The organism is Candidatus Omnitrophota bacterium (genome assembly GCA_028715415.1).
GTDB lineage: Bacteria > Omnitrophota > Gorgyraeia > Gygaellales > Profunditerraquicolaceae > JAQURX01.
This window is the reverse complement of record JAQURX010000023.1, coordinates 1-13,457: the sequence shown is the minus strand read 5'-3', so window position 1 is coordinate 13,457 and position 13,457 is coordinate 1. Positions and strand designations below refer to the sequence as shown.

Genomic DNA, 13,457 nt, shown 5'->3' with positions numbered 1-13,457 from the left:
GTTCTCAGGTTCTAATTTTGATATCCCTTGTTGTGCTAGTGTTTGGATACAAATCTCAATTACTAATTTTAGCTTTTCTTCTTTCCACGTGTGCTGTTCTGATGCTTTTTTCTTATATATTTATACCTTTGTTTGAATGTTCTTGGGCGCATATTAAGCATAATTTTAGTGTTATCTGGTCAGGTGACAAGTCACCGTTATTGATGGTTCGGGAGAATGGAAATATAGCTAATTCTGCCCGCAGCCAACTCTCACAAGTAATTCCGGAAGATATCTTTGCTCCAATTGAAACTCTTCGCGATAATGTTATTTCTGCAGTAAAGAGAGGTGATAATAGTTGTTTAGAGTTACCATTGCATCTGCGTTTTGCCCACTACCAGGAATACATTAAACAAGTAACTGCTAGGAATTTGGCAATACTTGAATGTCTGAAAGATGAATCATTCTGCCGCAGCCATCCAGAATTCTTGCGTCAGGCAATACGCATGAGGATTCAACTGATGGATAATCGAAAGCTTACGGTTAGCCGCGGTGGTTATTTGGCCTCATTATCTGAAACAGGAAGAAATACTATACTTGAAGCTGGACGAATTTCTTCTTCGGGCAAAACAAATGATGCGTTTAAAGCCATCAAACAATTAATGCAACCTTCTTCTGAATGGTTTATTCATTTGAATTCTGCAGACAGGCTAAAAACCTTTCATTCCCAAAGCATAATATTGTTATTTCCTTGCTTAGGTTGTTCTGGGCAGTGCGATCATTGTTTCTTAAATGCCCCATTTTGTATCCATTGTATGCCTTGGCCATGGATAGAACAAGCTGTAAGCTCTATCCCCGGTATTATGCCAAGCTGGATCTCGGCTGATTATTTCAGGGATTATTGCGATTTAGTCTTTATGAAATATCCCGTAGATATTCTTAAAGGTTTTAATCAGGAGATAAAAGGTATTATCCCGGGAATTTCTTCAATAGGCCTTCGTCCTAATTCAGTTGCAGCCTGGTCATTATTAGCACATATAGACAGATGTGCCGAAATAAGAAAATCGCTAAATGCACAATGGTCTATTCTTGAATCTACTTTGGAGTATAGATTGATTTATAGTCTTTTAGGTGAAAAAGGATTGGAAAGATTCTTTGGTAATAATATCTTTCTTTTTGATAGATTCTCCAGAGTTACTACGCATGCGCGTTATTATTGTAATAGAAAAGAAGAACCGTTATGCAGTTTTAGTAAATTTGCAAGATTATTTCACAGGAAAATATACGATAGCGGCATTTGTCCTGTTTTTGGCAGGATACGGCAATTAAGTGAATCAGGCATTGATTTTAATATAGAAATAAAGGCTTCGGATTGGTCTCCTCACATAACAAAATCAACTTTTCTTATGCCTGATGGAGCTTTAGCTCAAGTAGATTTTGAAACAAACAACGGCCAGCCAAATTTTAGGAATCTTTTGCCTCCGATGCCCGGGGCAACGCATAAAAATGGAGTAGTTCTGTGCCGTAATTGCAACATAAACTGTCAATTCAGGCAGAAATATATGAGGCAGCTAGGGCTTACTAATACAGGAGGGCTTCAATCAAGCACCTTCGCCTTTTGTGGAATTTTGATGTTGCCTCATGAGCCAATATGGTTGTTAGTACTTATTTTTGCCGCGGTTATTTTCTTACCAAGATTATTTGCCGACCCAATTGTTAAGCTACGGAAGAGCTATGTTAAAGCTTTTAAAAAGGAGAAATTGATTACTTCATTAGTCAGCATGTGGGATTCTATAAGAAATAAAGTTGCGCAGATTGTAGGATCACAGTGCCAAAATAAAAATTTGCTTTCTATAGGGGTTGGGACAGGGGATCTTGAGCAGAAACTGATTAAGCGATACGGTGTGAAAATTACAGGAATTGATATTACTCCGGAATTCTTGCAGCATGCTAAAAAGATTGGGGTATCCGTTGCATTAGCTGATGCGCATAAGCTTCCGTTTGGCGGTAATACTTTTGACGCAGTTTTACTCTGTGAAAGTATAGGGCACATGGATTTTGAGAAAGTGCTCAGTGAGTGTTTCCGTGTTCTTAAACCCAAAGGAGTCGTGCATATAACGACTTACACTCCTCAGGTTAATGTAAGGTTTGGTTATAGAGCCTGTTATTGCGATGATTTGTTGGAAGTAATGCGTAAAGTTGGATTCAGAAAACTTGGTATGTTTACAAATTTTGTTGAAAGCCCATATTATTATTACGTAAGAGGGTTAAAGGATAGAAAGTCGGTTAATTTAAGTTGTTACGGCGTATTCTTGGCAGCACTTCCGGTTTTGGCCTCAAGTTTACTACCAACTAGTTCGTTAAATATCCTATCCTTCGAACTTTTTTATATTATCCTGATTGCGCCTGTCATTGAGGAAATCGTATTCAGAAAATTATTGTATAAACAAATCCTACGCCGTTTTTCTGGAGTTGCTGTTTCTGTCTTTATCTCTTCGGTTTTATTCTCTTTGGCTCATTATGTGTTTGAAACAGATCTCGGTTTATTGAACCTAGCCAGATTGTATGCTTATGGAGTTATTTTTGCTGTTGCTTATGAAAAGACAAAGAGGCTTTGGGTACCGATACTCATTCATGCAATAAACAATAGCATTGTTTATTTATACCCATCAGAAGCGATCTTTAATTTACATACCATTTTTATAGCTGTTGTTTTAATATTGGTTTTCGCCGGTAGGAAAAGATTTATCGCTATATTCGACCGGCAAAGTAAAGTTGATTCAATCCTGGTAGAACTATACAAAGAGTTTGATGATTTAGTTGTGATCGGTTTAAAAAGAGTATTCTCATACTTCAAAAAAATAATTTTACCAGTTTTATTTGCGTTTAGCCTGCTATTTTTAGGCGGGTGCAACGATATTTTATATAATACTCCTTACGATTCATCGCTAAAAGTAATTGAGATTGTTTTCGTTTTGGCTTATTTTAGCATGTTTAGTTTTGCTGATTCAGTGGATCAGCCAGAGCAACAGCATAATAAAACGGAATTTTTATTAGGAATGCTTGTATCTGGTAATCCCGTAGCCCAAAGGAATGCAAGAGATATCATTGTAAAGTTTGATACCACGGGAGAAATCGACAAAGCTGTTGAGATATTGCTGGAAGTTATATCTGGAGACACAGATGATTTTCCTCAAGATTTGTCTCCAAAACAAATTAAGGAAATCCAGGATTACGCCACAGATATATTAGGAAGTTTGTATCTATGCCCAAATAGAAACATCGAAGATGGGTTTAGAGACCGCGAAATACAGGCAGCTAAAAAGATAAGAGTAAAAGAGTTAGAAATTAAGTTCGAAAATTGTAAGAGTAGATGGTTTTATTGGTGGCCACAGGAATTGATAACTGAGCTTAAGCGTCTATTAAATGAAACAGAGACGCTTTTAGGTGCAGAAGGGGATTTGCCGAAAAAAATCGATGCTTTTATCGACGAGATGCAAAAACGCAGAATTCATAGTGGCAGAGCATATAGTCATCTTGTTCCAACAATAACTAAATTCCCGAGGGCGTATAAATGGGCATTTTATGAAGTTATGAATCGTTTGAATGATGAGCTTCCTGAGATGAACTCTCCATTATGGAATTGGCTTTTTGCAAAAAAATTCTTGCTGGAGTCAAGAGTAGAGAAAGTCGAATTTATGGATAAGAAAGCAGTTGATCAAAGATTAGCCGCAATAGAGATTCTTATCCCTTATGTAATCGCGCAGTGGGAGGTTCATAACCGGTTACTAAATAGAGGATTGAGTTTGCAGGAACGCGATTGGTTAACCGCTAAAGATAAATTGTTGACTGAATATTGGAAGAGCGTTTCCGAAAAAGCTTATTCCGGAGAGATTACGACGCGCGAAGAAGTAGAAAGATGTTTGGAGTGGGTTGAATCGCTTGTGCCTGAAGAAGCAGAAAAAATCGCCCAAGGAAAGAGCCTTCGCAGAGAAGAAAATATTTTATACTCTTGGGGAATGCTTTTGGCTGCGCTTCCATTTATCGCAACCGAACCATTCTTGTTTGATGATTTAAAAATTCCAGTTCTTTCAAATTTAACCGAATTTATTACTGCCCATGCCCCGCCGCTTATAGCGCTGATTTTATTATTCTTTGCTGTTAGGTATCTTTGGCGGTTTGTAAAGAGAGAGTATGGTTTTTCGTTTCGAAAAGCTTTATTGATGTTGTTAGTGGGAGTTACGCTGTTTAGTAGCGGATGCATGAGCTGGGAGATGAAGCGGATAGACAGACAAATAGCCAAACGCTGGATAGAAAACGCGGATGAGGAATTAGAAAAGAGAGATTTTGTAGGAGCGCTTCAATCGATACGCCTTGCTGCTGAGCGGGATATTAATTCTTTAAATAAAATGAGAAGTTTAACACAGGAAGAAAAAACTAAATTTGTTGACTTGCATCTGGAGTATTATTCAGGGATTGATATTGAAGTTTTCCAAGATGCGCCAATTATTTTGGCAAAATTAGGGATAACCTCCGAAGAAATGCACGATGGCTATCTTAGATTGTTGGGTAAGCACCGTTTTGCTAAGGGTTATTATCGTCATTTAACTTGGGGATTTTCCGCGGCGCGTGCGTTAGCTGCATTTGGCGATGCATCCGGTAAAGATATTTTGATTGAATATTTACAACCAATTGAAAGATTACGTATGTATGACGTAATTAGTTCGGCTAATCCTTTGAACTATCCCAGCGATTCTCTTCTTGCGCAGATTCCGGAAGAAGAGAAGAATGAATTTTTGTCTGCTATCCGCGAAAGCCTTTATTTTCAGGCGGTGTTTTCATTGGCGCAATTAGAAGAGCCGGAAGCTGTTGAGCATCTCATAAAAATCACCAAGGATGATAACAGTAAATATAATGCGGACGTCCGTGCCTATGCAACAATTTGTTTATCCAATTATCATGAAGCAGAAGTGTTGGATGCGTTAATGGATTTAGCGCTTGATATGAAAGAAGAAGTCCGCGCAGCAGCAATTTCCGGATTGGGAAATTTTAGCGAAGCAAAAGTTTTTGATCGTTTGGCTGGTGCTTTAGAGGATAAAAAAGCAAGAGTAGTTAATGAGGCAATTACAGCCTTGGGTAATTTGGGAGATAGTAGAGCAGTAGATTATTTGGAAAATGTTTTTAAAGAAAAGAGAGACAAAGAAACACGTATTCGGGTAATGTATTCTCTTACTCAATTAGACAACGACGAGCGATTGCCGATATTCATCCGTGAAGCAAGAAATTCTATCCCTGAAGTGCGCAGGCTGGCATTGATAGGGTTAGCTGATTATGATACACAGCAGGCTAACGAGATTAAGTTTAATTCTTTAAATGATTCAGATGCATCGGTTCGTGCTGCAGGCATTGGTTTGCTTGCTCCAAGGATTGATAGTGATAATAATGTACGCGAGGCGGTCACAAAGCTTTTAGAAAAAGAATGGAATATTAAAGCTAAGTTATTATATTTAAATAATTTAAATGGAGTGCAAGATGCGGGAATCAGGAGTATAATTGCTGATGGATTTAATCATCGCGATTGGCGATTGCGTTTGGGAGCGATAAATTATTTTAGCCAGTTTCAGGATAAAGATGCAACCAGCCAAATCGCTGGAATGTTGGAAGATAAAAAACTGGAGGTGCAGCAGGCAGCAATATTTGCTTGTGCAGAAAGATTAGAAAACAATCCGCAGTTGTTTGATGTGCTTCATGGGAAATTACTTGGGCCATTACCGGTAATTTCTAATTCTGCAGCTATTTGTTTAGCTCCTCACGTTGATAGGTTCCCACAGTTAGAAGCTCCATTGAGTAAGTTCTTAAGAGAAAGTGATATTAATACAAGCCGGCAAATATTAGCCGGGTTAGGACAGGCAAAGGGTTCGCAGGCCGCAAGGATATTAGGCCCGTATGCATTTGGAGAAAACCTTGTGATAAATAATGTAGATGTATGCAAGACAAATCCTTTATTAAGGCAAGAAGCAATTTTGTCTTATGCGCAGATAGGCAGGCCAGAATTTTCAAAAGTTATTCCGTCATTAGCAACTGAATCTGACTGGAGGGTAAGATGGGCAGCAGCAGCTACCTTAAAAATGTTTGGCGATAAGCCGCAGGTATTGCCTGCAGTGAAAGTGCTCGTCGCTGATAGCCATCCTTTGGTTCGGCAAGAGGCTGTATTGTCAAGCCTTCAGATTCCGGCAATGCCTGTTTCAGATTTGGCTACTCATCTACAAAGCCCGAGTTGGCAGAATAGATTGGTTACTGCTCAGGCTTTGGGGCCAAGGATTGGAAGTGATAAAGGTTTAGCAAAAACATTTGTGGCGATGGCAAGGACTGATGTAAATCCTTTAGTCCGTGCGCAGGCTACTTCAGATTTGTGGAGAATTAATTCGCAAGAAGCGATGTCAGTGATGAAGCAAAATTTTGCCAGTAACAATTTGCAATTGCGTTATAGCGCTGCGCAATCACTTGGTAGATTAAATCTTCCCTCCGCAAGCCAAATTTTACTCACAGGAATTAATGACCCAAATCCATTAGTGCGTAGCGCTGTAATTTCCGGCTTAGGCAACAGGATTACCCAATTCCCTCAAGCTGTTCCGCAGATTCAACCTACTGTTCACAAAGATTTTTGGAAGAGCGTGGAAACATTTAATAAGGCTCCAGGAAAAACAAACTATCCGAATTTTGATAAATTAGTTTTACCAGCCTTAAGAGATCCGTCAGTGTCAGTGCGGCAAGCCGCAATAACTAATCTTGGGTTACTAGTACACAATACCCCTAAGCTTGTTGATCCTTTAATAACCGTACTCAAGCATGATTCTGATCCTTGGAACAGACAACTCGCCGCCTTTTCTTTAAACACGGTAAAAGCTCCTCAAATAGATTCTGTAAGGCATACAATACGTCAAATGGCACCGGAGGTAAGAGTTGTCGTTATTACTCCCGGGATTAATAGTTTTAATATTCGTGCTCCAGGAAGAAGTCTTACCCAAGATTGTACAAAAGATTGGACTTTGAGAAGAATATTAGAGTTGGGAGGAGTTAAAGTTATTGAGCATCGATGGGAAGGATACATGCGAGATATGCCAAGAGTTCAGAAAGAATTTGATTCAACTGAATTAAAAGCACTTAAATTAGCTGGGGATAGGGGTTTAGTTTTAAATATTGGACATAGCGCTGGTAATATTGTTCATGAACGTTTATCTGTGCATTTATTACCAGGAGGTAACAGTCAGATTTCCCAAGCCATAAGAGAACAAAGAATTAAGATAATATCTTTAAATTCTCCTTCTATGTTCGATTTTTCTAAAGTGGATAGAAACTGGAAGAATGTAAGCTCTATTACCGACCCAATTTCTTGGCCATCTTTGGTGTCGAATATGAGTAGTAAATATGTTCCATTGGGACCTATTCTAAAATACGTTTTTCCAGTCTATTTACCTTATCCTAATAAACATAATATTCAATATCCATATTTCTCTAGTTTTCATGAAGCACATGTAGAAGTTCGGGAGATCGCAAATTATTATCGCCAAGCTCGACCAAATCTTTATATGCCTAATTTAGAGAAAATGATTCAACATCAAGATGTTTCTACATGGAGATATCTTCCAGGTAGAGGTTATTGGCCTGGAGTATATAATTTTTCTTCAACCACACCGTCTGGTCAACAGTTTTTCTATAAACCTTTGAATTTTGTTAATAATGCTTATGTGCCATTAGTCCAATATAAATATCAATCCCCAATACTTAATGAAAAGAATCAATTAATATATCAACCACAGCCTTTGCCTATGTTAATGCCGCAAAAGCCAGTTATGCTACAGAATAATTTTTATCAACCATCAAATAATTTCCCAAAATATTCGCCTCCTCCTCAACTTCAAAATCAGAATAATTGGAATGGAGGAAAGTAAGAAAGGAGAAAAATGTTAAGAAATAGTAAGATTATTAATATTTTAATTAGAGTGTTGTTAGTGATAATTGCTTTGATTGTTGGGAAAGACTTATTTAAAACACAATATTTTTATCTTCAAATCGCAATGTTTCATTCACCGGTTTATTTTGTTTTTGTTCCTATTGGCCTTGCTTATTTGTATTTAATCATAGGATTAGCGAGATTTAAAAAATGGGCGTTATTTTTGTTTAGTAGTACATTTTGTTTAGCAATAATTATTTCTACCTTAATTCTGTTATTTAAAAGTGTAGAGAATAATTTTGTTGAAATATTTATTAGTATTATTCCTATTTCATGGTTAATTACAATAGTTTTATTTTTAATAAAATCTATAGGGGTTTTGATTTTAAAGAAATTGAAATACAAATAATTAGATTGCAGGGAACATTGTCCCGAACAACTCGGAAACAGTTTCTAAAATAATAGAAAGGAGGTGAGAGAGAAAATGGATGACAGAAGGCAGATAAGCAGGTGGCAATTGGAAAAAAGCGCGAGTGTTAAGTTTGATGGAGCACAGGCAACTTGCGAATGCAAGATTATTGACATGAATTTCAAGGGGATAAAGGCAGTATTTGGTTTGAAGCTTTTGAAAGACACGTTTATTAAATTTAAGTTATTTCTTTCAGAAGACCTGACTCTTGACGTTGAGTCTTGGGTGGTCTGGCACAAGGAAATTGAGGGCACCAACATCTACGGCTTGTATTTTACGAAACTGCAAGATTCAGAGAAAGAGCAATTGTACAAATTCATGTTGCGCAACTATCCGAATCATCTGATAAAGAATTGGTGGAGTGCAGCGAAACAAGAAGGAGGTGCAAAAATGGGAATAGACACAGAGAGAATGGATGATAAAAGAGTGTTTGAACGTTTTAAGCTTGAGTTTCCGGTAAGGTTTCTTAACTCCGAGACTTACGAAGAAGGCACGGCAAGGACAGTTGACTTAAGCGCCAAAGGAGTCGGCCTTATTTCAAAGGAAGGCCTTGCAGTTAACACAAATTTAGAGCTATGGCTGGATATTCCTGATAAAGGAGAGCCTCTTTATGCCAGAGGCAAGGTGGTTTGGTCGCAATTAACTCCTTCAAATGAGAACAGGATGGGTATAAACCTTGAAAGGGCAGATCTTATGGGTTTAAGCAGGGCTTTAAGAACAAAATCAAGCTAAAAAGGGGGTATTTAAAAAAACTTTTTTAAACTATTTTTTTAATAAAAAACCTTGCAATGTTAATATTATTATGTTAAATTCTTATATTACTCCATTTTACCTATATCTAAATGGCTTTTTCGTTCTGGCTATACTCAAACCGCAATATCAAATAACTCTTTTAATAAAAAGGGTAGTATTTATGAAATTGTTGATGCGTTTTTGTCTTTTAGGTATTACGTCTTTATCTATTTTATTCCTTTCAGGCTGTGGAAATAATGCTCCAGCTAGCAGCAAAAAATGCAGTAAACAAGTAATTACCGTCTGGCACTGGATGACTGACAGGGAACCCGCCTTTAAAGAACTTTCCAAAAAATACGAAGAAAAAACAGGTATTAAGGTCAATTTTGAACTCTACGCTCCTTCGGACCAATATTCGCAGAAAGTCCGTGCTGCTGCGCAAGGGCAGACTCTACCAGATATCTTTGGAGCTTTAGGCGAAAAAAGAGATTTCGCTTCTCTTATCAAATCCGGCCAAGTCCTTAATCTTGAATCGTACATGAACGATGGCTTTGGGGCATGGAAGAATAAATTTTTCGCAAAGGCTTTAGCAGTAAACGAATTCTCCTCAGACGATGTTTATAAAGTTCCCGCGGGCATTTACGGTGTTCCCATTGATATTACGACCATTCAAATTGTCTATAATAAAAAACTTTTAAAAAAATTAGGGATAGATCCAAACCGTCCTGTCTTGGATTTTCAGGGGTTTCTTGATGTGGGTAAGAAAATAAAGACGCTTGGGGTGCAGGGGTTAGTTTCCGGGTGGGGAGAGATCTGGATGATTGATTGTTTTGCCAATAATTATGCCTTTAATATTATGGGCCGGGATAAAGTTCTGGCGACAATAAAGGGCAAGGTTTCCTATACTGACCCGGACTGGATTAAGGTTTTAACCATTTTTAAAGAAATGAAAGAGGCTGGGATCTTAACCGACGGGGTCGTAACTATGGTTAATAAGACCGCAGAACAGCTTTTTGCCAATGAAAAGTCTGTTTTTGCTTTTAATGGCTCTTGGTGCGCCAATGTTTACAATGGCATGAATCCTAATTTAGATTACGGGGTAATGCTTCCTCCTAAAGTAAGCGACAAGTTCCCAATGGCAATTTGGGGAGGTGCGGGGTCTTCTTTTGTAGTTAATGCACGCTCGGAGAATAAAGAGGAGGCAATAAAATTTTTAAAATGGCTTACTGATAAGGAGCAACAGGCGTATCTGGCAAAAAAGACTAATAATCTGCCTGCGAATAAGGATTGTTTAGATAGTATTCCTCCTATTTTAGCTCAGTTTGCGGATGATATGGAATATGCAACCCATCCGAATGTCTGGGGTGTTTCGGAGTTTCCTGTGGTAATTGAGGCTTGGGATAAAGGCATTCAGTCAATAATCATCGGCGAAAAAACTCCCGAGCAGGTTGCAACAGAGGTTCAAAGAATAAAAGAGCGGGAGTTGGCGAAGAAAAAGAAGTAATAAGGCACAAGAACACAAGTTCAATGAAACTAAAATCAACATTAGAAAATTACTTATTTGTTCTTCCAGCTGTTTTAATTTTTTTGGTTTTCTATATCATTCCCTTTATTTGGGTTTTTCAGTTAGGGTTCTTTGATTGGGATGGGATTGTGCCGTTAAAAGATGCTGCCTACGTGGGGCTGGGTAATTTTAAAGAAATCTTAACACAAGACCCAAGCTGGTCGCAGGCGATGTGGAATGCAGGGTACATCACATTGATTGCTTTAACATTCCAGAATGCCTTAGCATTTCTTTTGGCATTAGCTTGCGATAGAGAAATTAGATTGAAGAATTTCTATCGGGTGATATTTTTTATCCCGCCGGTTCTTTCTGAAATAGTTGTAGGTATGGTTTGCCGGTTTATTATCAATGATATTGATGGGGCAAATATGATAAACCGTATGTTGTCTAGTATCGGATTATCAGGTTTGGCGCATAACTGGTTATCTAACCCGAAGACTGTGCTTACGACAGTAGCGCTCGTGCATTCATGGAAAGGTTTTGGCTGGGGATTTTTAATATTTTTAGCTGGGCTACAGACAATCCCTAAAGAGCTTTACGAGGCGGCGCGTGTTGATGGTGCTAACTGCTGGCAGAGTTTCCGCAAGGTTACAGTTCCTTTGATGATGCCCGTTATTGTGTTAGTCGGGATACTCACAGTTTTAGGGTGTATGCAGTCGTTTGCATTGATCTTAGGGCTTGTGGGTGGAGAATTTGCCGGGCATACATCAGTTCCTGTCTTAAGAATATTGGCTGTTATGCGTGATTCATCGCGCTTTGGCTATGGCTGTGCTTTGGGGATTAATTTAGGAGTTATCCTTGTTGTGATTTCGTTTATCCAATACACGTTTTCCAAGAGGGCGCGCAATTTGGCTTAAAAGGCTTATGAGCATATATTATAAAACTAAGAAATCTACCATCAATATACTTATCCACTTGTTTCTTTTGACAGTGGCAGCAACTTGTATTTATCCTCTTTTATGGATGGTGGCTTCAAGTTTTAAGACACAAGAGACCATCTTTAGCGACCTTTCGCTAATCCCAAGTAAATTTCACTTTGAAAATTATTATCTTGCTTTTACGCAAGGTGATTTTGGGCGTTACTTTCTAAACAGTATCTTTTACACAGCTGCTGTGGTATTCGGGATAGTGATTATTTCCTCGTTGGCTGCGTACGCATTTTCGCGCCTTAAGTTTCCCGGAAGGAATGTTATCTTTATCATTTTTATGGCGGCGATGATGATTCCTATACCCGGAAGCTTCGTGGCTTTATACGTCTTATTGAATAAATTGCATCTGCGTAATACACCGTTAGGATATATCCTATGCATGATTAGCGTCGGGCTTTCTACAAGCATATTTTTGCTGAAAACTTTTTTTGATAAAATGCCAAAAGAGCTTGAAGATGCAGCGCGTATTGATGGCTGCTCAAAGTTAGGGATATGGTGGCATGTGGCATTGCCCCTTGCTAAACCCGCACTTGCGGTAGTAGTTGTTTTTAATGCTCTTAATGTCTGGAATGAATATGTTTTGGCGCTGATAATATTTGATAGTAAGAGCCTTATGCCTCTTCAGCGGGCGCTAATGATGTTTCGCGGTGAATTTCTAACTAATTACCCGCTTCTAATGGCCGGGCTGACTATAACAGCCTTGCCTATAATTATACTTTACTTGTTTATGCAGAAGTATATTGTCAAGGGAGTAACTTCTGTGACAGTAGGTGGATAGTAGGTATGGGGCGAAAAACATTGCTTATGTTTTATATATCTGGTATACTTTACAGCTAAATGTCATTATTTAGGTAACCGTCGTATAGAGAGGAGCTATATTAATGGGACAAACAAATGTTAAGCCAGAGCACCATGTTACAGCTCAGAAAGACCGCATTCCTTTTTTTCAAAAAGTAGTATACGGCATAGGGTCACTCGTCAATCAAATGCAGGCTGCTGCGATTGGCTCCTTGGTTATTGTTTTAAACCTTGGATTAGGTATGAATCCTGCTTTAGTTGGCCTCATCGGAGCAATTCCGCGTCTCATAGATGCTTTTTCAGATCCCCTTATCGGTTATAGCTCAGATAATACCCGGACCAGATGGGGACGTCGTAAACCTTGGATATTTTTTGGTGCAATTTTTTCCGGCGTTTTATTCGCACTTATGTTTCAGTTATATAAAGGGCATACCCAAGGTTTCTATTTCTGGTATTTTTTAATAATCCAATGTTTCTTTGTTATTTCCTTTGCTTGTTATTCCATCCCGTGGATTGCGCTCGGGTATGAAATGACGCCTGATTATCATGAACGGACCCGGATACAAGGGTTTAGCAACTTTATCGCTCAAATTGCCTGGCTTGTCGCGCCCTGGTTCTTTAAGTTTATGAACAATAAGACTATGTTTACTGATATTGTTGATGGAGCGCGTTCAATCGCAATCATGGTCGGTGTTTTTATTGTGGTCGGTGGCATACTCCCGGCAGTTTTTAACAGAGAACTCTTCGCTAACTTGCCGAGGCCAGAAGAAAAGGGAAAGGGTTATTTTAAAGTTATAAAAAACCTTTTGACTAATTGTGCAACGTCTTTAAAATGCCTTCCTTTTGTTAAGCTTATCGCGGTAACATTCCTGATTTTTAACGGATTCATGCTTGCTTCCGCCTTCACGCTCTATGTTATTGTCTATTATGTTTATGGCGGCGATTGGGGGAAAGGTGGGACATTACTTGGTTGGTTTGGGACGGCAAGCTCTGTTTGTACTTTAATTGCAATTTCTTTAACTACTTGGATTT

7 protein-coding genes are annotated in these 13,457 nt (G+C 38.5%); all 7 read left to right on the top strand.

Annotation, left to right across the window (positions count from 1 at the left end):
- Positions 1–101 precede the first annotated feature (101 nt).
- Positions 102–7,931, top strand: coding sequence for a HEAT repeat domain-containing protein (locus PHO70_08335; protein MDD5432968.1), 7,830 nt, complete (start codon positions 102–104; stop codon positions 7,929–7,931).
- Positions 7,932–7,943: 12 nt separating this feature from the next.
- The gene (locus tag PHO70_08330) at positions 7,944–8,342 is read left to right on the top strand and encodes a hypothetical protein (protein MDD5432967.1); all 399 of its coding nucleotides are present in this window, start codon (positions 7,944–7,946) and stop codon (positions 8,340–8,342) included.
- Between the two features lie 75 nt (positions 8,343–8,417).
- A complete protein-coding gene (locus PHO70_08325) occupies positions 8,418–9,134 on the top strand; it encodes a PilZ domain-containing protein (GenBank protein ID MDD5432966.1) in 717 nt (238 codons plus the stop codon).
- Positions 9,135–9,315: 181 nt separating this feature from the next.
- A complete protein-coding gene (locus PHO70_08320; protein MDD5432965.1) occupies positions 9,316–10,638 on the top strand; it encodes an extracellular solute-binding protein in 1,323 nt (440 codons plus the stop codon).
- 23 nt (positions 10,639–10,661) lie between these two features.
- Positions 10,662–11,555, top strand: a complete 894-nt coding sequence (locus PHO70_08315) for a sugar ABC transporter permease (protein ID MDD5432964.1) — start codon at positions 10,662–10,664, stop codon at positions 11,553–11,555.
- 7 nt (positions 11,556–11,562) lie between these two features.
- Positions 11,563–12,405, top strand: coding sequence for a carbohydrate ABC transporter permease (locus PHO70_08310; GenBank protein ID MDD5432963.1), 843 nt, complete (start codon positions 11,563–11,565; stop codon positions 12,403–12,405).
- Between the two features lie 103 nt (positions 12,406–12,508).
- The coding region (locus PHO70_08305; protein MDD5432962.1) for an MFS transporter at positions 12,509–13,457 on the top strand (949 nt) is incomplete at its 3' end.

What these genes read in the sequence shown, in the direction of transcription:
- PHO70_08330 (MDD5432967.1), top strand. Translation starts at nt 7,944, where the DNA reads ATGTTAAGAAATAGTAAGATTATTAATATTTTAATTAGAGTGTTGTTA.
- PHO70_08325 (MDD5432966.1), top strand. Translation starts at nt 8,418, where the DNA reads ATGGATGACAGAAGGCAGATAAGCAGGTGGCAATTGGAAAAAAGCGCG.
- PHO70_08320 (MDD5432965.1), top strand. Translation starts at nt 9,316, where the DNA reads ATGAAATTGTTGATGCGTTTTTGTCTTTTAGGTATTACGTCTTTATCT.
- PHO70_08315 (MDD5432964.1), top strand. Translation starts at nt 10,662, where the DNA reads ATGAAACTAAAATCAACATTAGAAAATTACTTATTTGTTCTTCCAGCT.
- PHO70_08335 (MDD5432968.1), top strand. Translation starts at nt 102, where the DNA reads ATGCTTTTTTCTTATATATTTATACCTTTGTTTGAATGTTCTTGGGCG.
- PHO70_08310 (MDD5432963.1), top strand. Translation starts at nt 11,563, where the DNA reads ATGAGCATATATTATAAAACTAAGAAATCTACCATCAATATACTTATC.